This is a genomic window from Corynebacterium sp. NML 120412 (assembly GCF_002285155.1).
GTDB classification, from domain to species: domain Bacteria; phylum Actinomycetota; class Actinomycetes; order Mycobacteriales; family Mycobacteriaceae; genus Corynebacterium; species Corynebacterium gottingense.
Genome location: NZ_NSGL01000003.1, coordinates 83,502 through 106,015, shown reverse-complemented (window position 1 = coordinate 106,015; position 22,514 = coordinate 83,502). Strand labels below are relative to the sequence as shown.

Annotated in this window: 11 protein-coding genes; 4 read left to right on the top strand and 7 right to left on the bottom strand. The window is 64.6% G+C overall.

What is annotated here, in order from left to right:
• Positions 1 to 13 precede the first annotated feature (13 nt).
• The 4 genes from CKJ84_RS08700 (at position 14) to CKJ84_RS08685 (ending at position 6,106) form a co-directional block, all read left to right on the top strand.
• Positions 14 to 1,519: a hypothetical protein gene (locus CKJ84_RS08700; protein ID WP_095546679.1), complete on the top strand. Its 1,506-nt coding sequence runs from the start codon at positions 14 to 16 to the stop codon at positions 1,517 to 1,519.
• Entirely contained in the window at positions 1,516 to 2,514 is a 999-nt protein-coding gene (locus tag CKJ84_RS08695) for a glutamate ABC transporter substrate-binding protein (protein WP_095536330.1), read from the top strand. Before CKJ84_RS08700 ends, CKJ84_RS08695 begins: the two co-directional genes overlap by 4 nt.
• On the top strand, positions 2,511 to 4,931 hold the full coding sequence (locus CKJ84_RS08690) for a serine/threonine protein kinase (protein WP_233125621.1): 2,421 nt from the start codon (positions 2,511 to 2,513) through the stop codon (positions 4,929 to 4,931). Before CKJ84_RS08695 ends, CKJ84_RS08690 begins: the two co-directional genes overlap by 4 nt.
• 215 nt (positions 4,932 to 5,146) lie before the next feature.
• The gene (locus tag CKJ84_RS08685; protein WP_095546677.1) at positions 5,147 to 6,106 is read left to right on the top strand and encodes an endonuclease domain-containing protein; all 960 of its coding nucleotides are present in this window, start codon (positions 5,147 to 5,149) and stop codon (positions 6,104 to 6,106) included.
• Positions 6,107 to 6,122: 16 nt separating this feature from the next.
• On the opposite strand, the gene CKJ84_RS08680 is transcribed toward CKJ84_RS08685, so the two are convergent.
• The 7 genes from CKJ84_RS08680 to CKJ84_RS08650 all read right to left on the bottom strand — a co-directional run bounded on the left by CKJ84_RS08680 (position 6,123) and on the right by CKJ84_RS08650 (position 22,495).
• On the bottom strand, positions 6,123 to 8,549 hold the full coding sequence (locus tag CKJ84_RS08680; RefSeq protein ID WP_095546676.1) for a hypothetical protein: 2,427 nt from the start codon (positions 8,547 to 8,549) through the stop codon (positions 6,123 to 6,125).
• A gap of 36 nt (positions 8,550 to 8,585) precedes the next feature.
• Positions 8,586 to 9,170 carry a Rib/alpha-like domain-containing protein gene (locus CKJ84_RS08675; protein WP_095546675.1) on the bottom strand — a complete coding sequence of 195 codons (585 nt, stop codon included), beginning with the start codon at positions 9,168 to 9,170 and terminating at the stop codon, positions 8,586 to 8,588.
• Entirely contained in the window at positions 9,071 to 11,803 is a 2,733-nt protein-coding gene (locus CKJ84_RS08670) for a YPDG domain-containing protein (RefSeq protein ID WP_095546674.1), read from the bottom strand. Before CKJ84_RS08670 ends, CKJ84_RS08675 begins: the two co-directional genes overlap by 100 nt.
• A 168-nt stretch (positions 11,804 to 11,971) precedes the next feature.
• The gene (locus tag CKJ84_RS08665; protein WP_095546673.1) at positions 11,972 to 13,177 is read right to left on the bottom strand and encodes an acetate kinase; all 1,206 of its coding nucleotides are present in this window, start codon (positions 13,175 to 13,177) and stop codon (positions 11,972 to 11,974) included.
• Positions 13,178 to 14,533, bottom strand: coding sequence for a phosphate acetyltransferase (gene pta / locus CKJ84_RS08660; RefSeq protein ID WP_095546672.1), 1,356 nt, complete (start codon positions 14,531 to 14,533; stop codon positions 13,178 to 13,180). It abuts the gene before it with no gap.
• Between the two features lie 231 nt (positions 14,534 to 14,764).
• Complete coding sequence (locus CKJ84_RS08655; RefSeq protein ID WP_095546671.1) at positions 14,765 to 20,212, bottom strand: putative Ig domain-containing protein; 5,448 nt, start codon at positions 20,210 to 20,212, stop codon at positions 14,765 to 14,767.
• A 723-nt stretch (positions 20,213 to 20,935) separates the two neighbouring features.
• Complete coding sequence (locus tag CKJ84_RS08650; protein ID WP_095546670.1) at positions 20,936 to 22,495, bottom strand: hypothetical protein; 1,560 nt, start codon at positions 22,493 to 22,495, stop codon at positions 20,936 to 20,938.
• Between the last annotated feature and the right edge of the window lie 19 nt (positions 22,496 to 22,514).

Genomic DNA, 22,514 nt, shown 5'->3' with positions numbered 1-22,514 from the left:
TTATTCTTGGGGAATGAGCCACAACGTGCAGCTGCCCGGCACGGCCCAGGACGGGGCCGCGCCGACGTCTGATGACGCGTGGCTGGACGAGCTCGAGCGCGTCCCCACCCGCCGCACGTTCGGCGCGATCGTGCGCGACTACGCCACCGGCCCGGCACGCATGGCCCGGCGCAGCGCGAGCTTCCTCGCCACCACGCCCGGCAAGCTCATCGCGATGATGCTGGTGCTCACGCTCGCCCTACTGGCGGCCGGCGCGGCGATGAGTAGCTCCATGTCCAAGCGGCAGGACTCGCTGGACACCCTGGTCACGGCCACGGAGCCGATGAGTAACTCGGCGCACCTGCTGTTCACCTCGCTGTCGCAGGCAGACACCGTCGCCACCACCGGCTTTGTTCAGCCGGGCATGCTCACGCAAGAGGAAATGGACCTGTACCTGGGCTCGCTGGACCGCGCGGTCTCCGCCTCCAACGACGTCTTCCGCGGCTCGGTGGAGACGGAGAACGGGCAGGACGGCGCGGAGATCGAGCGCCTGGTCACCTCCATCCAGCGCCAGATCCCCCTCTACTCCGCGCTGATGGAGCGCGCGCTGGTGAACCAGCGGATGGGCAACCCGGTGGGCGTCGCGTACATGTCCGAGGCCTCAGGCATCATGCGCGAGCACATGCTTAGCGACGCCGACCGCCTCTACAAACTCACGCAACGCCAGGTCGCCCGCGAGATGGCCCGGCTGTCCGCGCCCCAGCTCGTGCCGCTGTCGGGGCTTTTCGCAGCCCTGTTCTTCCTGCTCCTGGCGCAGTGGTGGCTGTGGCGCACGTTCCGGCGCCGCCTCAACCGCGGCTTCCTCGTCGCCACCGCGTCCATGGTGGTGGCGATCCTGTGGGTGGTCGTGTCCAACCTGCAGCTGTGGCAGGCGGGCGTGGTCGGCTTCGCGCGGGCGGCGGAACCGTGGGAGCAGCTGACGGCCGCGCGTATCGACGCCCAAGAGGCCCGCACCGACGAAACGTTCGCGCTGCTGCGGCGGCAGTCCGTGGCACAGTCCTCGCGCTCCTTTGACTCGACGCACCAGCGGGTGAAGGACGCGCTCGGCGCCGCGGAGAACGCGCTGGACGCGCGCGACACGCCCGCGCTGCGCAACGCGCGGGGCGTGGAAGCGCAGGACGGCCCGGTCGCGGCCGAGGAAACGATCGCCTCCGCCCACGAGTCCCTCAACGAGTGGTCCTCCAACCACGACGCCCTCCTCGCCGCTATCGACGCCGGCCAGTACCAGGAGGCCGTGGTTCTCCTCACCGGCACGGAGCCGGGGGCCGAGAAGGCCGGCGACGTCGGCGCGTCGGCGTACCGCGACCTGGACGCGGATCTGCAGGACCTGATCACGCTGTCGCGCGTGTCCACGCGCGAGTACATCACCGCATCCCTCGACGCGACCCGTCTGGTCTCGGGCGCGGTCGCGCTCCTGTCGCTGCTCGCGGTGATCTGCATCTGGATTGGTATCCGCCGCAGGATCGGAGAATTCCTGTGAACACTTCCCGCCGCGTCACCGCCGCCGCCACCGCCGCCGCGCTCGCCCTGTCCGCTTGCGCCCCCGCGCCCAAGCCCTCCCCGACCCCGCCGAGCGACCCGGAGCCCACGTACGAGGGCCTCCCGCTGCCGCCGGGCGCCATCCTGGACCCGCCCGGGATCGCGCCGGAGGGCGAGTTCGCCACCGCGGACTTCGACTGGCAGGGCTCGCTGCGTCCCCACGACGAGGAGGACGGCATCGGCGGCTCGCTGGAGCAGATCCGCAACCGCGACCGCCTCATCGTGGGCATTGACCAATCGCAGTACCTGCTGTCCTACCGCGATACGTCGGCGGGCGACTTGCGAGGCTTCGAGGTCGACCTCGCCCGCGAGATCGCGGCCGATATTCTGGGCGACCCGGAGAAGGTCGACTTCCGCTTCGTGGAGTCCGCCTCGCGCTCGGAGATGCTGCAATCCGGTGCAGTGGATGTGGTGATCCGCACCATGTCCATCACCAAGGAACGCACGCAAAAGGTTTCCTTCTCCACCCCGTACATGATCTCGTACGTGCGCCTGCTCGCCCCTCGCGACCGCGGCATCGAGAGCCTGGACGACCTCGCGGGCATGCGCGTCTGCATTGTCGACGGCACCAACCTGCTCAACCTCGCGCGCACCGTCGCCCCGGAGTCCGAGGTCCTGCGCACCCGATCGTGGTCGGACTGCCTCATGGCCACCCAGCAGTTCCAGGCGGACGCAGTGCTTGCCGACGATGCCATCCTCGCCGGCATGGCCGCTCAGGACCCCCACGCCGAGATCGTCTCGGAGTCGCTGGCCCGGCAGCTCTACGCCGTCGGCGTGCAGAAGGGCCACGACGACCTGGTCCGGGCCGTGAACCACACCATCGAGCGCATCCGCGCCAACGGCACGTGGTCGGCGATGCACCACCGCTGGCTCGGCGGCTCGCTGGCCGAGCCCACTCCGCCGCCCCTGATGTACCGCGAAGAGGAGGAGCAGTGAGCGACCCGACCCCCAAACGCGACCCCGAGGACGCCCCGCCTACCGACGCCGGCCCTGCGACCGAAGCCGTCGCCTTCGACCCCTTCGCCGACGACACCGACCCCGGCACCGAGGCCGTGGCGTTCGACCCGTTCGCCGACGACGAGGACGAAGACGAGGCAGACTTCTCCGGGCTCGGCGAGATGGCCGGCCTGCTCAAAGACCTCGACGACCTGCGCAAAGGATCGGTGAAGGAGGAGACCTCGTCGCGCTCGCGCAAGCTGGCGCTGGACACATTCCGCGAGCTGCGCGGCACCCGGCGCGACGATCGCACCGTCGCTGACGGCATGGTGAAGCTGCCCTGGGTCGAGCCGACCGAGCCGCAGAAGGCGCTCAAAGACCCGCGCACCGCGGAGGTGGAGAAGGGCATCCCCGCCCCGGCCCTGCACCCGGGCGACATCGTCGCCGGCCAGTACGAGATCATGGGCGTGATTGCCCACGGCGGCATGGGCTGGATCTACCTGGCCCAAGACCACAACGTGGCGGAGCGGGTGGTCGTGCTGAAGGGGCTGCACTCGTCGAAAAGCGCTGATGAGGCGGCGGCCGCCGAGGCCGAACGCGAGTTCCTGGCGGACATCACGCACCCGGGGATTGTGAAGATCTTCAACTTCATCGACGACCCCCGCGTGACCAGCGGCTTCATCGTGATGGAGTACGTGGGCGGGCCGTCGCTCCGCGCGCGCTGCAACGAGCAGCCCGACCACAAGCTGCCGCCCGACGTGGCGATCGGCTACATGCTCGAGGTGCTGCCGGCGCTGGGGTACCTGCACTCGCGCGGCGTGGTGTACAACGACCTGAAGCCGGACAACATCATCGTCACGGAGGATCAGGTCAAGCTCATCGACCTGGGCGCGGTCTCCGGCATCGGCGCCTACGGCTTCATCTACGGCACGCGCGGCTTCCAGGCGCCCGAGGTGGCCTCGGAGGGGCCGTCCGTCCACTCCGACATCTACACCATCGGGCGCACGCTCGCCGCGCTGGTCGTGGAGTTGCCGCAGGTCGACGGCGTGTACAAGCGCCACATCCCCACCCCCACCGAGGAGCCGTTGTTCCGCCGCTACATCTCGCTCTACCGCGTGATCATGCGCTGCTGCGAACCCGAGCCGGCGAAGCGCTACAGCTCCGTCCAAGAGCTGCAGGCGCAGTTGCTCGGCGTGCTGCGCGAGATCCTGGCAATTCGCGACGGCCGCACCTTCCCCGCCCAGCAATCCCAGTTCTCGCCGCAACGTACCACCTTCGGCACGAAGCACCTGGTTTTCCGCACCGACCAGCTCATCGACGGCATTACCCGCACCGTCGAAATCACGCCCCAGGAAGTCGTCTCCGCGCTGCCGACCCCGCTGATCAACCGCGACGACGTCGGCGCCGGCATGCTCCAGGGCTCCTCCTACACCGAGCCGCAGGAAACCCTGGAAACGCTGCGCCAGGCGATGCAGACGGACCAGTACCAGCAGTCGCTGGAAATCCCGTTCGGCGTCGTCCGCTCCATGTTGGACCTCGGCCTGACCCAGCAGGCCCAAACGTGGCTGGCCAGCATGAGCTCCCGCCTCGCCGGCAACTGGCGTTTCTACTGGTACTTCGGCGTGGTCAACACCCTGCTCGGCGACTACGCCGCAGCCCAGCGCGACTTCGCCCGCGTCCTCGCCTTCCTCCCCGGCGAGGCCGCCCCCAAGCTCGCCATCGCCGCCGTCAACGAGCTCATGCTCCAACACCTCGGCCTCCACGAGGAGCCATTGCTTAACGACGCCCTCGCGCGCGCCTCCGCCGGCCTCCGCTCCAAACTCGACGACGTGGACCAATCCTTCTTCGAGGACCTCCACGACCGCGGCCTCCTGGACCGGGAGTGGGGCCTGATCACCAACGACCCCGCCATGCTGCGCTTCCACTCCATGCGCCTCTACGCCCTGGTCTGGGTGACCAACCCGACCACGGTGTCCTCCGCCTTCGGCCTAGCCCGCCAGCTCATGAACGAAGGCGAGGTCGAACTCGCCGTCGCCGCCCTGGACAAGGTGCCCAACTCGTCGCGCCACAACCGGATGGCCCAGCTCACCGCCATCCTCTGCCTCGTCTCCCGCGACCTGACCGAGTCCCGCATCCGCCGCGCCGCCCGCCGCCTGGACCAGATCCCCAACACCGAGCCGCGCTTCCTGCAGATCAAGGTGTTTGTCCTCCGCGCCGCGCTGACCTACCTCCGCGCCAACAACCTGCGCCGCGCCGACTCCACGATGCCGCTCTTCGAGTACACGTTCAGCCTCCGCGGACTCCGCCGCGGCCTGGCGATCACGCTGCGGGAACAGGCCCGCGTCGCCCCCTACGCCCGGCACCGGTTCGCCCTGGTGGACATGGCCAACAAGGTCCGGCCCGCGACCTGGTTCTAGGCGGGCCGGGTGCGGGCGGGGCCGGGTGCCCCTCTTCCTTGCCACTTGACGAGATCAGGGTGACGAGGGTACGAGAGTTTCGTCGCATCCTCGCCATCGTGATTTCGTCATCTAGGCCGCAGCCCGCACGTTTCCACACCACGCCAGCCGGCGGCTGCTACATTGGCAGCTAGTGGCGATCGGGGGGATCGCGCCAACAGATCGGGGGAACACCAATGGATAAACGTGCGCTCATCGGCCATCTCATCCGGCCTGGAAGTGCAGACGAGCTCGCCTGCACGAAGCTGTCCGCAACCAAGTTCATCGCCACATCGGTGTGGCAGCAGCTCAAGCCCCACGAACAGGAGTTTCTCCGCACGTACGCGATTGGCGCGGCGGCGCAGACTGCCGTGCTGGTGGGGCGCTCAGCCGCCGTGGTGAGCGGCATCTGGGTCCTGCCCGACCGGCACGCGCCTGTCACGTTGTCCTACCCGGAGCAGGCGGTGCCGGGGAAGGCGTCGTGGCCGAAAGGGGTGCAGTATCGGCGCCTGCGCATCCCGGAGGCGGACCGCTACGCCTTCACCTTGGAGCGCGACACCGTCCAGGTCACCACAGCGGCGCGGACGGCGGTGGACATCGCGCGGTTCCACGGGGTTCGGCACGGGGTGGTGGCGATGGATTCCCTCTTCTACCAGGTGGAACGCAAGGACCACCACCGGGTGTTGGCGGAGTTGGAGGAGGTGGTGGACAGGCTCGTCGGTAAGCAAGGCATCGCCCACGCGCGCAAGGCCCTGGCCTGGTGCTCGAGGAAGTCGCAGTCGCCGTACGAGTCGCTGCTGCGGGTCGTGCTACGCGAGCGCGGGATCGAGGTGGCGGAGCAAATGTGGATTGGGCAGTTCGTGCGGCCGGACCTGCTGTGGGGACAGCTGATCATCGAGGTCGACGGCGACGCAAAGTTCGCGGCGAACGGCCAGGTCGCGGCGCTCGAGCAGCTCGAGCGCGAGAACTGGCTCCGGCTGCAGCACTACGAGGTCGTGCGCGTGACTCCGCGCGAGCTGCTGCGCGATGAGGCAGGCGTCGTGCAGCAGATCCTGGAGCTCAAGGAGCATTCGTCGCTTCTCGACGCCCCACTCACCCCCGCCACCTCGTCCCGGCCCCAAGCGGGCGTGGACTGGCGGCGGCGCAAGGCGGGGTAGGCGCTACAGCCGACCGCTACAGCAGCCCGGCCTGCGCCGCGACGCCCGCGCCAATCCCCAGCGCCGCGAGCAGCGCAAGGACCACGCCGATCGCGATGCCGGTCGAGCTCGAACCGCCCGCAGGCGAAGCAGTAGCCGCCGGAGCCGGCTCAACAGGCGACGCCGGCGCCAGGTCGGTGACGCCCGGCGCGCGGGTCGGGGTGGGCAGGGCGGTGTCGTCGGCAAGCGACTGCCCCTTCTCCGCGACCTTGACCTTGAACGTGTTGATCCCCTCCGGGTAGCGGGCAAGCACGCGCTCGACCTGGTCGGCGAGCAGTGGGGACCGGGTGCGCTGGAGTTCGTCGATAAGCGACTGCATCTGCGCCTTCGTGTAGGTGAGCACGGAAAAGTCCTGGGTCTCGTCGGCGACGAGGCGGCCGTCCTCGTTGTAGACGCGGAACTGGATGGGCATGGTGGCGTCGCGGTAACCGGCGGTCTGGGCGATGGGGACGGTGACGGTGCGCTTGGAGTCGCTCGACAGGGCGGAGGCGACCTGCACGGTGTCGGACCACTCCCCGCCCGGGTAGGACGCCTGCACGCGGAAGCGGTGCGGCGCACTGCCCAGGTTGGACAGCTCGACGCGCACGGTGGAGTCGCTGCGGTTGGCCACGATGACGTTGGGCGCGTCCGGGTCGTTGATCACGCGGAAGCCGGCCTTGCCGTTATTGTGCTCGGCGGCGTGCTTCTCCAGGTCGCGCACGGTCACGTCGGCGCGGTGCGACGTCTCTTCCCCGCCCGCCGTGCTCGTGCCGGCGGTGCCCTGCGTGGTGCCGATGCGCCCGTTGACCAGCTCGATGTGGTCCCAGTCCGGCGCAATGTCGTAGTCGCCGTCGTAGCAGGTCACGGAACCGTCGGTACAGGCGCGCGGCAGCGGCGCGGCGGCGTCGGGGCGCGCCTCGGTGTCCGAGTAGTCGAAGTAGGCGAACTGGTAGAGGTAGTTCATCACGGACCTGTAGTTGGGCACGTAGTCCGAATCCGGGTGCGCCACGTTGTACGCGCCCGAGTGCGTGAGCCCCAGGTTATGGCCGTATTCGTGCAGGATGCTGTTGCGCAGCTGCTCCTGCGACGTCATCAGCTCGTTTTTGGACACGAAGAACGCGCCGTCGCGCACCAGCCCGGTCCCGGAGGAGAGGTCACCGGGCGCCTGCTGCCCGCCGATCACGCCGACGCGGAACACGCCCGCGCGGTCCCCCAGCAGCCGGTCGCGTTCGACCAGGAGTTTCGCCGCGTAGGGCATGCTTGTCGACGCCCCTCCGAAGTAGTACTCCGCGTAGTCCTCAGTGGGGCCACCGTGAAAGTCGGTGTAGGCGGGGATGTTGGTGTAGTAGGCGCCGGCGTCGACAAGCAAATTGATGCCCTGGCGGTCAAACACCTCGACGAGCTGGTTCAGGGTGGCTCGCGAAGGCCGGTAGGTGTTCGTGTTCGCGCGCGAGCAGGCGGTGAAGGCGGCGAAGTCGGCCGGGGTGGGCGCATAGGTGCGGCGGGTTGCGCAGCCGAGCGTCTCCCACTCGGACTTCATCCAGTTGAGCTGGAGGAGCAGGTCGGGCCGGTTGGGGTCCAGGCCCCACGCGTTGAGGGGGAACTCGGTGCCGTCGGCGGTGGTGAAGCCCTGCGCCTCGAAGACGTCGGGGAAGCCGTCGCCGTCCGTGTCGTTAAGGCGGTCGTCCGCGGTGCCGGTGAGCGTGGCGCGGGCGTGCAGCGACTCGCCGGGGGCGACGGTGCCGGCGAAGCGGCCGGCCTGGTAGCGGGCGTCTGTGCTTTCCGGGCCTTCCGGGCTTTCCGAGCCGGCGAGGGCCGCCAGTGCGGCATCACGGTCGGCGCCGGTGCCGATGCGCTGCGCCCCCGCCAGGTCCAGGCGCAGCTGGTAGGCCTCGCCGATGTGCAGGTCCAGCGCGTCGCCCTCGCGGTCGGCGGTGACGGCGAAGTCGCTGTCCAGGGTGCCGTGGGCCAAGTCCACGCTCAGCTCGCGCGGGCCCTGCGCCAGGTTACGCAGCTGCACGTCCACCTCCACCGAGTCCGCCGAGACGCGGAAGGTGCGCACCATCTCCACCTGGGCGCGGTCGTCGCGGTGGGTAAGCGTGACGGTCTCGGCAGAGCCACCGGCGCCTTCGGTGACCTCGGTGTCGTCGCCGGCGTACGAGACATGGGTGCCGGCGGCGGTGGCGTCGATAGACAGCGCATCCTGCAGCACGTGCACCGTTTGGTTGGGGTGGTTGAAGGTAAGCCAGGACACGCGCCCCTTATTCACGTCCACGGTGTGGAACCCGATCGGCGCGCCCGTGGTGAGCTGGACGGCAAACCGGCTCTGCGTGATGTCCGCGGCTGCCGGGCCGGGGGTGCCGGCGCATGCGAGCGCGACGGCGGTCAGCGCGGCGACGGTGGCGCGGGCGGGCCTGAGGCGCATCGGTTCCCCTTTCTGTGCGGAAGCCGGAGCGGCGGTCTAGCGGAGTGGGAAGGCCAGGAAGGTGCGGAAGAACTCGCGGTTCTCGTACAGGCCGAACCCGACAGCACCCGTGCTGGCGAGGATACCCAGCGCAAGCGCGACGAGCTTCCCAACCGCGGAAGCACCCTCGCCCTGGGCTTGCGCCTGCGCCGTCACGTCCGCCGGAAGCACCGTGACGGTGGCGTAAGCCGTGGCCTGCGTGGAGTCGGCGAAGGTCACGCGCACCGGGACGCGGCGCGGGCCCGGGGTCGCGTCGTTGGTGGCGGTGGCGGTGAGGGCGCCTGACGTGGCGTCGATACGCGTGGAGAGCCCCTCGACCTTCTCAACCAGGGAGAACTGTGCTGCCTCGAACGCGGGGCTGCCCGTCACGGAGTCGCCGGGGCGGACCTCCGCGGCGCCGTACTCGGTGGGCTGCGCGCCCGCCATCGCATCGACCGCGGTCGCGCGGACCGCCACGAGACGCTGCGAGCCATCCGGGAACGTCACCACGACCGGGACCTCGGCGCCGTCGCCCGCGTTCGCGCCCTTCGGGGCGGCGACGGTGAGCGCGCCGGTCGCGGAGTCGGCGCGGGTGGGGCGCATGCAGCGGAACTCCGGGCCCGATCTCCAGGACCATCGCGATGCCGAAAAGCACGAGCGGCGCGTCCAGGTGGCTGGTGGTGCGGTCGGTCGTGGGGCGTGGCCGCCGGGGGCGGCGCCGCGCCCGCAGCGCCGCGATCCACGCCCTCTGGCACCGCGCCGCGCGGGGCGATGGTGATGGTGCCGTCGGCGGCCGCGTAGGCGTCGTCGTAACGCAGCTCCGTGGCCTGCGCCATCGAGGCGGTGCGCCGCGCCGCGACGTGCACGGGCACGGTCTCCTCCGACCCGTCCGCGTACGACACATGCACGTTCACGTCCAGGTCAGCCGGCGCCTCGGGAGCGGTGGCCTCGACGCGGCCGGTCCGCGCGTCCACGCGCACGTCCCACCCGTGCAGGTCCGCGGCGGGGTCCAGGCTGAACTCCGTCTCCGCCGGCAGGTCCCGCGCGGTCTGCGCCACGATGGCGGTCTCCCCCGCACCCGCCGCGCGTTCCGCCTGGTAGGCAGGGGTGTACATCTCCGCGTCGCGCGCCTTGAGCACCTCGAAGCGCGCCACGGTCCCCTCGCTCGACCCGTCGGGGTACACCACCTTCACGGGCACCAGCTTCGCCTTGCCCACCTGCGCGTCCAGCGGCGGAGCGTACGTAATTGCACCATGCCTATCGACGCTCACCCCATCCCCCTCAACCTCAAACCTCGTCCCCTCCGGCAACGGCTGGTTATCAAATTCGGAGGAGCGGACCGTAAAGGTGGCTCGCGGCGGCAGCGACTGCACACTGCCACCGGCGCGGGCGTAGGCAACGGCGTAGGTGGGCGTGTAGCGCTCGGCGTCGTTCGCCGCCTCCACAACCCGGACATGGATGGTGTCCGCCTCCCCGTTGCTCGTGCGCACCCGCACCGGGTACTCGCCGGGCGCAACGTCGCGCGACGGGCTCGCGTACACCTGGCCGCCGCGGAAGACGGTCACCCAGTCCGGGGCGCCTGCCTCCGCGGTGACCACGGCGGATCGCTCGCTGCGCACCGGATCGACCGCGTTTTCCGCGCCGGCGGCGACGGTGAACTCGTCCCACTCGAACTGGTCGATCTCCTCCGGGCCCGCGGGGTCGACGGGGGCGGTGGGCTTTTCCGCCTGTGCGGAATTTTCCGCACTCGTCACCCCGGCAGTCGTCGCGCTGGGCTCCGCGGATTCTTCCGCCTGTGCGGATTTTTTGGTCGTCGGTTTGGCGGACTCTGGCGCAGAAGTTTCCGCCTGTGCGGAAGTTTTTGCAGTCGGTTCCGCAGACTCCGGCGTCGAAGATTCCGCCTGTGCGGAATCTTCCGCACCAGTCTCCCCGGCAGTCGTCACGGTGGGCTCCGCAGATTCTTCCGCCTGTGCGGAACTTTCCGCACTCGTCACCCCAGTAGTCGTCGCGCTGGGCTCCGCAGATTCTTCCGCCTGTGCGGAATTTTTGGCGGTCGGCTCCGCAGACTCCGGCGCAGAAGTTTCCGTCTGTGCGGAACTTTCCGCAGTCGTCACCCCAGCAGTCGTCGCGCTGGGCTCCGCAGATTCTTCCGCCTGTGCGGAATTTTTGGCGGTCGGCTCCGCAGACTCCGGCGCAGAGGATTCCGCCTGTGCGGAATTTTCCGCACTCGTCTCCCCCTCCACGACCAGGTCGAAGGTGTCGACGAGCCGCTCGCCTTCTTCCGTGATCAGGTCGACGGTCACGCTCGAGGTGCCCGGCTCCTCCGGGGTGCCTTCGATGACGCTGTCCTCGCCGTTGAACTCCACGCCGTCAGGCAGGCCGGAGACTTCGACGGATGCGGCGTTGTCGGTGGAGACGGGGATGCGGATGGGATCGCCCGCGGCAACCGGTTCGGCCGGTGCATCGGCCAACTCAGCTTCAATCGGCTCCAGGTCGGCCGGGTCGCGGAAGGTGATGGTGAACTCGGTTTCCAGCGGGCCGGCGGCGTTTTCCACCGGCTCGCCGTGGAGGTCGACCACGCGCAGGGTCACCGGGTACTCGCCCGTGCCCTCCGGGCGGCCGTTGACGTAGAAGTACTGGCTGCGCTTGAGGCCGGGGGCCTGGATGGTGGTCCACAGACCGTCGGGAAGCCCGTCGAGCACCAGCTTGGAGCCGAGCGGCACGTTCACCGCTCGCAGGTAGAGGGGCAGGATGAGGCGTCCGGACCAGTAGGTCTTGTCGCCGGGGGCGATGAGGTAGGGCTCGTCGGCCAATTCCACGTGTGCGGAAAATCCGCCGGAGGTGCCGTCCGCAAACGTCACCTGGACGGGGACGTCGAACTCGTCGGTCGCGCCCTCGGTGAATGGGGTGGGTGGTTGGACGGTGATCGCGCCGGCGTCGTCAAGCTCAATGCTCCAGCCCTCGGGGGCCTCGAACCCCTCGCTGAGTGCCCAGGATGTGGGCTCGGCCGGGCGGCCGAACAGGCCGAGTGCGCGCACGGAGGCGGGTGCGGTGGCGGACTCGCCGAATGCGGGACGCAGCGTGTCCCAGTGCACGGTCGTGCGGGGCGCAGCGTGGGCGACGGGGAGTGTGTGCTGCGCGGCGATGGGTTGGACGCCCGAGAGCGCGAGTGTGAGTCCGAATGCGCACGCGGCGAGCGAGGCGCCCCGACGACGTGACGAGCTGTGCGTGCCCATGGCCGCTCCTCCTGTGTTTGCCCGCGCACGGCGGGGACCGACCGCTTTCCTGGAAAACGTTATGGATGTTCCAGGAAAAGCCTACGTGCCCTTTACTTTACCGGCAGGGTTTTGCGATGCAAGAAGCCGCGACCCAACACGGGGCCGCGGCTTCAGTGGAGGGGCGATTTACGCCATCTGCTTCGCAATCGCGGATGCCTTCTGCGCGATCGCCAGCTCCTCGTTGGTGGGGACCACCAGGACCTTCACCTTGGAGTCGTCGGTAGAGATGATGCGCGGGCCGTCGTTAGGCTGCGCGTTGCGCTCCGGGTCGACCTTGATGCCGTACATCTCCATGTTGTCCAGGGCGTCCATGCGGACGTGCTGGTCGTTCTCGCCCACGCCGGCGGTGAACGTGATCGCGTCGACGCGGCCGAGGGCGATCATGTAGGAGCCGATGTAGCGGCGCAGCTGGTGGATATACACGTTGTACGCCAGCCAGGCGTCGCCGTTCTCCTCGTCGATCATCGTGCGCAGCTCGCGGAAGTCGTTCACGCCCGACAGGCCCTTCACACCGGACTGGCGGTTGAGCAGGTTGTCAATCTCATCGATGCTCATGTTGCCCTGGCGGACCAGGTGGAAGATGATGCCCGGGTCGATGTCGCCGGAGCGGGTGCCCATGACCAGGCCGGCCAGCGGGGTAAGGCCCATCGACGTGTCGATCGCGTGGCCGTTCTCCACTGCGGAGCAGGACGCGCCGTTGCCCAGGTGCAGGACGATCTGGCGGGTGTGCAGCGGGTCGCGCTCGATCAGGGCGGGAACCTGCTCGGAAACGAACTCGTGCGAGGTGCCGTGGAAGCCGTAGCGGCGGATCTGGTTCCTCTCTGCAATCTCCGCGTTGATGGCGTACAGCGCGGCGGCCGGCGGCAGGTTGCGGAAGAAGCCGGTATCAAACACGGCCACGTGCGGGATGTCCGGCAGCAGCTCGCGGGCGACCTCGATGCCGTCGATATTCGCGGGGTTGTGCAGCGGGGCGAGCGGGATGAGGTCTCGGATCATCTCCACGACCTGGTCCACGATCAGCTCCGGCTGGGAGAAGACCATGCCGCCGTGGACAACACGGTGGCCGACAGCCCGGATGTCAATCTGGGTCGGGCCGATGCCCTTCTTCTCCAGCAGGCCGAAGCTCTCTTCCAGGCCCACCTTGTGGTTGGGGATGGCGCGCTGCACCACGTACTTCTGGCCGTTGTGCTTGATGGTGATGCGGCCCTGCGGCTCGCCGATCTGCTCGACCAGGCCGGACACGAACGGGTCGTCCGAGGCGCTGGATTCCGGGTCCACGACCTGGAACTTGATGGAGGACGAGCCAGAGTTAATAACCAGTGCGTATGCCATTTACTTTGCTCCTGCCTGGATAGCGGTGATTGCGACGGTGTTGACAATGTCCGGCACGGTCGCGCCGCGGGACAGGTCGTTGACCGGCTTGTTCAGACCCTGCAGCACGGGGCCGACGGCCAGGGCGCCGCCGGTGCGCTGCGCGATCTTGTAACCCGCGTTGCCCGCCTCCAGGTCGGGGAAGATGAACACGTTTGCCTGGCCCGCGACCGGGGAGTCCGGCGCCTTCTTCTTGCCCACGCCTGGGTCGCACGCTGCGTCGAACTGCAGCGGGCCGTCCACGACCAGGTCCGCGTCCGCTGCCTTGGCAGCCTCGAGCGCGGCGACGGCGCGGTCCACGTCCGGGCCCGAGCCGGAGGTGCCGGTGGAGTAGGACAGCAGCGCGACCTTCGGGTCGATGCCAAACTGCGAAGCAGTCTTCGCGGAGACCGCGGCGATCTCGCCAATCTGCTCCGCGGTCGGGTTCGGGTTCACGGCGCAGTCGCCGAATGCCCAAAGGCGGCCACGCATGACCATCAGGAAGATGGAGGAGACCACGGATGCGCCCGGTGCGGTCTTGATGATCTGGAAGGACGGCTTAATGGTGTGCGCCGTGGTGTGCGCGGCACCGGAAACCATGCCGTCCGCCATGCCCTTGTGCACCATCATCGTGGCGAAGTAAGAGATGTCCTCCATCGTCTCCCGAGCCTGCTCGAGCGTGATGCCCTTCTTCTTGCGCAGCTCCGCAAAATCAGCCGCGAATTCCTCGCGCAGCTCGGACTCGAGGTGGTTGATCACCTGCGCCTTGGACAGGTCCAGGCCCTGCTCGTTTGCGCGGCGCTCAATGTCCGCCGGGTCACCCAGGATGGTCAGCTTCGCCACATCCTTGGCCAGCAGCTGGTGCGCGGCCTGCAGGATGCGGTCATCGTCGCCCTCGGGCAGCACGATGTGCGCCTGCTTCTCCTTTGCGCGACCAATCAGCCAAGACTCAAACACCTCGGCGCTCATCACGGGCTCAGCCGCCGCGTCCACCTTCAGGGAGTCCGCGTCAAGGGCTCCTTGCTTCACGACGCCCGCGAGCACCGCCCCCTTCTCACCCAGCACAACCTCAACGTGCCCGGTCTTCTCCGGCGTCGGGGTGACCAGCACGACCGGCACACCGTACGCTGCGGCGACCTCCGCGTCGAAGGTGTAGTCGCCGCTACCCAGGATGAGCGCGTCGCCGTCCGCGAGCAGCTCCTGCGCGTACGCCTCGGCGAGGGTCTCGCCCTCGACGCGCGCGGGGCGCACATTCAACTGAGCCGCGAGCGCGTCAACGTCGACGTCGTCCAGCGTGCAGTTGGCCGCGGTAAGAAGCAGGGAGTGGCCTTGAGCCATGGGTTCCGCCTTTCGTGTCCAGGCGTTTCACGGCCTGGTTCGAGATGCCAGTAAACGCGATCCATTGTACCGGTAAAGGTAAGACTAGTTGGCCCCGAGCTACCCGCGTTTGAGTGTGGTTGCGAGCACTCCCCCTCCCTTGCAGACGCAAAAGCACCGGCGCAACACCCCTACTCGTGGGGGCGTTGCGCCGGTGCGGTGCTTACGCGGTGTTACACGCGTTCGGAATGGCTACTTCGAGGAACCATCCAGCTTGACGGAGCTACCACCAAGACCACCAGGAGCACAGTTGTCGTAAATGATCGTGCCAGCAATGATGCCAGCAGCAATCACCGCGATACCAGCACCGACAGTGGCCAGGTCGAAGCCTGCCTTACGCAGCTGCTCATTCATCTGAGACAGCGCCTGCGCAGTCTGCGGGTTGAACATACCCAGATTCTGCTGAATCTGCGCATTCGCACGCTCGATCTCCTTCGAGGTGTTCTCGACGAACTCGGAGACACCCGGGATAGACATCTGCGTTGCCAGACCAACCGGAATCAGCGCCAGCAGCGGCAGACCAAAGCCCACAGCAGAAGCCGCACACTTACCCTTATCAATCGCCGGCGCCTGCGGGGCCGGCGTCGTGGTAGTCGGGTCGGTTACGCCACCCTTCGCCTCAACCGTCGTAGTGACGGTATCGATGACCTTGCCATCCTTATCCTTGATGGTCACCGTGATCTTCTCACCCGGCTTCGCATCATCATTGGCAGTAATGACCAGGTTGCCCTTGCCATCAAGCTCAGCCTTGCCCGGACCCTTGACCTCAACGGTGGTACCAGCCGGCACCTCGCCACCCGTGTTCGGAACAGTCACGGAACCGCCCGGAACAACGGCGTCAGTCTTACCGTCGGTCTCCCAATCCGGATTCTCAACCGGCGTCGACGGCTCACCAGAGCCATCCTTCGGCTTAGACGTCTCATCAAACGGGTTCGAGCCCTTATCAGCCTCATCCTTGTTGGAAACACCGTCGCCGTCAGCGTCACCGTTCGGGTCCAGGATGGACTTGCCATCCTTACCAACCAGCTCAAACTTCGCATCAGCGGAGTCTGTCGACCCATCCTCGTACTCGAAGTCAACGCCCACATTCGGCTCAGCAACCGGAGTCAGCGCCTCAACCAGCTTGTCCCAATCAGTCTGACCAAGCTGCTCGAACTGATTCGCCAGATCCTCGTTGGACGGAGCCTGCGCAGTCACGGTGCCGTCCTCGTCCGCAGTGAACTCCCAATCGGTCGCGCCGGCCGGAGCATTCACCGTGATCTTGGTGCCGTCCGGAACCGGCTTGTCACCAAACGGCTTCTCAGTCGTCACAGACTCATTCGGCTTAACCTGCTTCGCGGCATCGCCGTAGGACGGATCCTCAACGCTTGCCGTGGTGGTCTTGTCGTTGTCGTTTTCGCCCTTGGTGTGGCCCTTAACCGGAACCTCAACGGTGGTCTTACCACCATCCAGATCCGGATCCTCAATGGTCACCGTAATCGGACCATCAACATCCTCACCCGGAGTGACCACAACATCACCGGTTTCCGGATCAATCTCGACCGGGATGTCCTTGCCATCCTCATCGGTAGCAGACACCGTGGTGTCCTCACCCGGGTTGGTGACCTTCACACCAGTCGACTGCTTCTCATCAGTCGCCTGGACCGTCTTCGGGTTTTCCGGGACCTCAACCGTGGTCTTGCCATCAGACTCACCAGCAGGCTTGCCATCACCATTGTCATCCTGGCCCTTGGTGTGGCCCTCAACCGGAACCTCGGCAGTCACCGGCTCATCAAGATCCGGATCCTCAACCGTCACCGTGATCGGACCATCAACGTCCTCGCCCGGGGTGACAGAGATGTTGCCATCCTCATCAACCTCGACCGCAACCTCATTGCCGTCCTCATCAGAAGCGGTGACCTTCGTCTCCGCATCAGGCTTATTCACCTTCACACCAGTCTGCTGCGACTCATCAGTCGGCTTCACAGTGTTCGGATTATCAACACCATCAACGCTCGTCGCGTTGTCATTGTCACCCTTGTTGTGGCCCTCAACCGGAACCTCGGCAGTCACCGGCTCATCAAGATCCGGATCCTCAACCGTCACCGTGATCGGACCATCAACATCCTCACCCGGGGTGACAACAACATTGCCGTTGTCATCAATAGACGCCGGAAGCTCCTTGCCATCCTCATCGGTCGCAGACACCTTCGTGTCCTTACCCGGATTGGTGACCTTCACACCAGTATCCTGCGACTCACCAGTCGGCTTGACCGTCTTCGGATTGTCTGCGCCCTCAACCGAAGTCTTCGCCGGCACAGTCGGGTCGCTCCCCGGCATGCCATTGTCGTTATCGTCCTCGCCCTGCGAGTGGCCGTCAACATCAACATCAGTCACCAACGGCGCATCCAACGAAGGATCATCAACCGTCACCGTGATCGGACCATCAACATCCTCACCCGGCGTGACAACAACATTGCAATTGTCATCCAGCTTCGCCGGGATGATCGCACCATCCTCGTCCTTGGCTGCCACCGTGGTCTCATCGGTCTTGTTTTCAACCTTGATACCAGTCGACTGCTCATCAGCAGTCGGCTTCACGGCCTGCTTGCCAGACTCGTCAAGCTTGACCGCATCATCAGCAGGCGTCTCTGGATCTGTAGTGTCCTCCGGCTTGCTGTTCGGATCGTTCGGGTCAGTGCCCGCATCAATCTCATCCTTATCGGATGCACCATCGCCATCGGTGTCTGCATTGTTCGGATCCGTCGACTCACCGTTGTTCTTCGAGCCGTCAAGCTCTTCCTTATCGGTTAGCCCATCACCGTCAGTATCAGCCTTCGTCGGGTCAGTACCCTTCTCAGCTTCTTCCTTATTCGTCAGGCCATCACCGTCAGTATCAGCGGTAGCGTCCTTGACCACCAGCGGGAAAGTTCGGGTCCCAGTCGAGTCACCATCGGTGACCTTCACCGTGACGTTAAAGACCGCATTGCCATCCTTAGTCACAATGTCAGCGGCATCCGTGTCATACGCCGGAGTACCAGTAATCTCACCAGTTGCCGGATCGATCTCAATGCCAGCAGGGGCATTCTCCAACGCGTACGTCGGGTCCGTCAGCTCTTCACCATCAGCAGTCTTCGCGGAAACCTGGATCGGCTCAATAGCCTCATCAGACCACGCCTCCTGGCCCTTGATCTTGTCAACAACCAGATCACCAGCAGCCGGAGTCGGCTCACCAGCCGGCACCTGCACCACAATCGTGTCGTTGATTTCCTTACCATCAACCGTCGCGGTGATCGGCAACTCAAAAGTCTGCGCCGGCGCATCCGCAGCAGGCTTCGGCACCGAAATCGTTGCCTTACCATTCTCATCGAAGGACACCTCAGTACCCTGCGGTGCATTCGCCGTATCCGCCTTGAACTCAGAATCAGCCGGCAGCGTGTCAACCGGCTCACCGTTCTTGGTCAGCGTCGGCGAAACGGTAGTCTTACCGTCTGCATCCACCGTCTGCAGCTTCGGATAATCCACACCGTAGGAATCCGCCACCGTCGGCGCAGTCACCGTCGTCTCAACAGGATCAGACGGCTCCTTGCCAGACTCAGTCGCCACAGCCTTGATCTTGTCGCCTTCACTCAGCGGAAGATTCGACTTCGGGACCGCAGCGGTAAACGTGCCCGGATTATCCTTATCCTCCGACGCAACAACCACCGCACCCGACGGCAACGTCACTGCAACGTCACTGCCCGACGGAGCCTTCACCGTCACGGTACGATCACTCGTCGTCACCGGATCAATAGTCGGCGTCTCAGACTTATCAAGCACCTGATCCGTCACCGTAAAGTTCGAGCCCTTGGTCGTCTCACCATTCGGCGAAATCGCAACCAGCGTGTAATTCTCGCCAGCCTTCAAACCATCAAGGTTCGGAATGTTCAACGCACCATTCTCGTACTCACGGCGATCGCCCATCGAGTTATGCCCAACAGCATCAGCCTGATCAAACGAGACCTTACCGTTGTCATCCTCCGTCAACTTCGACGTCGGCAACACCCACACCGTCATCGGCGCAACACCATTGTTCGAAACACCAATCAAACGATCAGTCTTCGGATCCGTGTACTCGGTACGCAGCGCACGAACATCAATATCCGAATCATTGATATTGACCTTATCCTGCGCAGCAGTCGGCACAGCCGGCGCATACGAACCCGGCAACGTCGGATCAGTCTTATCAGTCAACACCTCCTGACCATCCGGCACACCATCACCATCAGAATCAGCCTGCGTCGAATCTGTACCAATCTCACGCTCATACTGATCCGTCAACCCATCACCATCAGTATCAACAACATTGACGTAATCAGTAGCAACAGAGCCCTTAAGACGCTTCGAAGGCGCACCGTTGTCTGCACCAGCGCCCGCACCAGCAACAAACTTGTCGATCATGTCGATTTCTACCCACGACAGAGCCTCGAGGTACTCACCCTCCGGCTGGTTCGTCAACTCAATAAACGCCGGATCAAGTTTGTACTCCATCGTCCACGACCGCGACTGGCCAAGAGTGCCCCACAAAATATCATTGATGTTCCCTCGAACTTCATTGAAGCGTTGAGACGTAATGTCGGCCCCGTCTTCAGCCCACGAAATCTCAGGGTTCGATGCGGACGACGCGAGACCAGTATCTTTGTCAAACCCGACCGTAAACGTCTTTCGATTCTCGGACTTATTACCATCTACATCCGAATTGTAGATAGTCACTTCCTTGACATACGGCGCAATCTTCGGATCCAGCTTCTCGTTGAACAACCAGGACCAGGCATACGATCCCTGAAGGTAGTTCTGTACGAAGCGAGCTGTCGTCGTCGACTTCAGAACATTGTTCTCCTGATCATAGTTAATGTTCTTCGACACACCCGACGGCAGGTTGTCGTCGCCTGCGCCTTCATAGGCTTCAGATGCCGCACCAGATTTCTGTGCTGCTTCTTCCGGGCTGAGCATCACGGCGTTTTGCACCGAGTTACGTGCGATTCGCCCATCATGGCGGACCCAGTAGTAGTCGGCAGCAAATCCACTCTCGGGCGCATTGAGATCAGTCAGCTGCTGACCATTCTCCAAGTACACCTGAATGTAGGAGGCATACGCCGCACCTGGTGCACCAGGGAAGTTCGGGTTGGCATCTGGGAAAGACAGGGTCCACTCTGACCCCTTCGGATCACGCTTAGTGAAAGTACCCTGCGGATCACCTTCCGTGCCTACGAGCTCAACACGAGTAATCTTCGAGTACAGCTCCTCGTCACGAAAACGGATATATTGCGCATTCGCGTCCGGATCACTTGCCGGAATGTCGGAATTGTCCTTGAAGGCTGCCGATTGAATCCAGTGCGGTACCTTAAACACAAACGCGGTGCCTTTAGCCTGGGCATCAGCGTATTCAGGCACCAAACCGACGTAGCGAACATTATCCTTAGCGCCGTCATCGTAGACACGACCATTATCTGCAGGCAGATAATTGCCTGCAGAGTCAGTGATCTGACCCGGAGCTGCCTGCGCCACATTTGCAGCATTCGGCGCCGCAATCGGCTGCGCGAACGGAGCGACCAGCGCCACCGACAACGCAGCTGCCGCGATTGAAGTCCCGCGACGGCGGGAGAAGTTGTGCTTCTTCATAAGATGAAATCTTCCTTCCGCGAAGATGTTCTGGACAAAAGGGAAAGCCCGGAGGTGCGTGGCTGTCAGCACCTGCCTAAAGCGATAGCAGGGACGTCCACGCCGACTTTCACACTTGTCAATCTAGTGACGCTCGCCTGTCACTCGCCGCAACGTTTTCAGCGCACTCCAATCCTGATAAGAAACAAGGAAATTGGGCGTTCGACTGGAAAGGCGTGGCGTCGATAGGCATTGGCCTGCGCGTTTGCGAGCTTTTGAGGCATGAAGGATGGTTGAAAACGCGAAGTACAGCCATGAAACTCGATCTATACGTAAGAAGTCACGACGGGAGCGTTAGGCCGGTACCTTTGTGTATCGGAACCCGATGCGCTGGTGCTGACCGACACCCAAGGAAGGAACAGACAATCGGGGATGAGCACTTGCAAAACATTTATCAAGGCCATTTTCCCAGGCAATGGAAGTGATAGCAGTATCGATACCAGATCGTTTTCACGAGCGTACAAGATTCTCGAGCGATTGAGTGCCAATTAATTCTTACTAAGAGTTTGCTCATGAGCTATTTTGCACCCCCGAAACGGGTGGACGGCTCACAGAAAACTAGCGAGGGCGTTCAAGTTATACTGCGCGCGAGGCGTGAGGGAACGCGAAAGCGCCCGCCCCGATCCCCGTACGGGGAGCAGAGCGGGCGCGGCGCTTACGCGGTGTTATCCGCGTTCGGGATGGCTACTTAGAGGAGCCATCCAGCTTGACGGAGCTGCCGCCAAGGCCACCGGGAGCACAATTGTCGTAGATGATCGTGCCAGCAATGATGCCTGCGACGATCACTGCAAAGCCTGCGCCGACGGTGGCCAGGTCGAAGCCTGCCTTACGCAGCTCCTCATTCATCTGCGACAGTGCCTGCGCAGTCTGCGGGTTGAACATACCCAGGTTCTGCTGGATCTGCGCATTCGCACGCTCGATCTCCTTCGAGGTGTTCTCGACGAACTCGGAGACACCCGGGATAGACATCTGCGTTGCCAGACCAACCGGAATCAGCGCCAGCAGCGGCAGACCGAAGCCCACAGCAGAAGCCGCACACTTGCCCTTATCAATCGCCGGCTCCTGCGGGGCCGGAGTACCGGTCGGGTCGGTTACGCCACCCTTCGCCTCAACCGTCGTAGTGACGGTATCGATGACCTTGCCATCCTTATCCTTGATGGTCACCGTGATCTTCTCACCCGGCTTCGCATCATCATTGGCAGTAATGACCAGGTTGCCCTTGCCATCAAGCTCAGCCTTGCCCGGACCCTTGACCTCAACGGCGGTACCAGCCGGCACCTCGCCACCACTGTTCGGCAGGTTCACGGAACCGCCAGGAGTAATCTCCTCCGACTCATCCGAGATGCCCCAATCCGGAAGATCGACATTCGGAGCCACAGTCGGCGGAGTCGTCTCACCAGAAGGCTCCTCAGCCGGATCCTCCTTCGGCTTGGACTTCTCATCGAACGGGTTCGAACCCTTATCGACCTCATCCTTGTTGGAAACACCGTCGCCGTCAGCGTCACCGTTCGGGTCCAGGATGGACTTGCCATCCTTACCAACCAGCTCAAACTTCGCATCAGCAGAGTCCTTCGACCCATCCGCGTACACGAAGTCAACACCAACATTCGGCTCAGCAACCGGAGTCAGCGCCTCAACCAGCTTGTCCCAACCAGTCTCACCAAGCTGCTCGAACTGCTTCGCCAGATCCTCATTGGACGGAGCCTGCGCAGTCACGGTACCGTCCTCGTCCGCAGTGAACTCCCAATCGGACGCACCGGCCGGAGCATTCACCGTGATCTTGGTACCGTCCGGAACCGGCTTGTCACCAAACGGCTTCTCAGTCGATACGGACTCACCCGGCATGACCTGCTTCGCAGCATCACCGTAAGACGGATCCTCAACGCTTGCCGTGGTCGTCTTGTTGTTGTCGTCCTCACCCTTGGTGTGGCCATCAACCGGAACCTCAACGGTGGCCTTGCCACCATCCAGATCCGGATCCTCAACCGTCACCTCAATCGGACCATCAACACCCTCACCCGGAGTAACAACAACGTTACCGTTGCCATCAATCTCAGCCGGGACCTTGTTGCCGTCCTCATCCTTCGCAGAAACCTTGGTGTCCGCACCCGAGTTAGTGACCTTCACACCAGTGCCCTGCTTGTCACCAGTCGGCTCAACCGGCTTCACACCAGAAACATCAACCGAAGTCTTATCAGAACCGTTGTCATCACGGTCCTTCTCGTGACCGTTAACCGGAACCACAACAGGTGCCCTTTCCCCC

Coding starts and splice junctions, on each gene's coding strand:
- CKJ84_RS08675 (WP_095546675.1), bottom strand. CDS start 9,170: ATGCGCCCCACCCGCGCCGACTCCGCGACCGGCGCGCTCACCGTCGCC.
- CKJ84_RS08670 (WP_095546674.1), bottom strand. CDS start 11,803: ATGGGCACGCACAGCTCGTCACGTCGTCGGGGCGCCTCGCTCGCCGCG.
- CKJ84_RS08700 (WP_095546679.1), top strand. CDS start 14: ATGAGCCACAACGTGCAGCTGCCCGGCACGGCCCAGGACGGGGCCGCG.
- CKJ84_RS08680 (WP_095546676.1), bottom strand. CDS start 8,549: ATGCGCCTCAGGCCCGCCCGCGCCACCGTCGCCGCGCTGACCGCCGTC.
- pta (WP_095546672.1), bottom strand. CDS start 14,533: ATGGCTCAAGGCCACTCCCTGCTTCTTACCGCGGCCAACTGCACGCTG.
- CKJ84_RS08655 (WP_095546671.1), bottom strand. CDS start 20,212: ATGAAGAAGCACAACTTCTCCCGCCGTCGCGGGACTTCAATCGCGGCA.
- CKJ84_RS08685 (WP_095546677.1), top strand. CDS start 5,147: ATGGATAAACGTGCGCTCATCGGCCATCTCATCCGGCCTGGAAGTGCA.
- CKJ84_RS08665 (WP_095546673.1), bottom strand. CDS start 13,177: ATGGCATACGCACTGGTTATTAACTCTGGCTCGTCCTCCATCAAGTTC.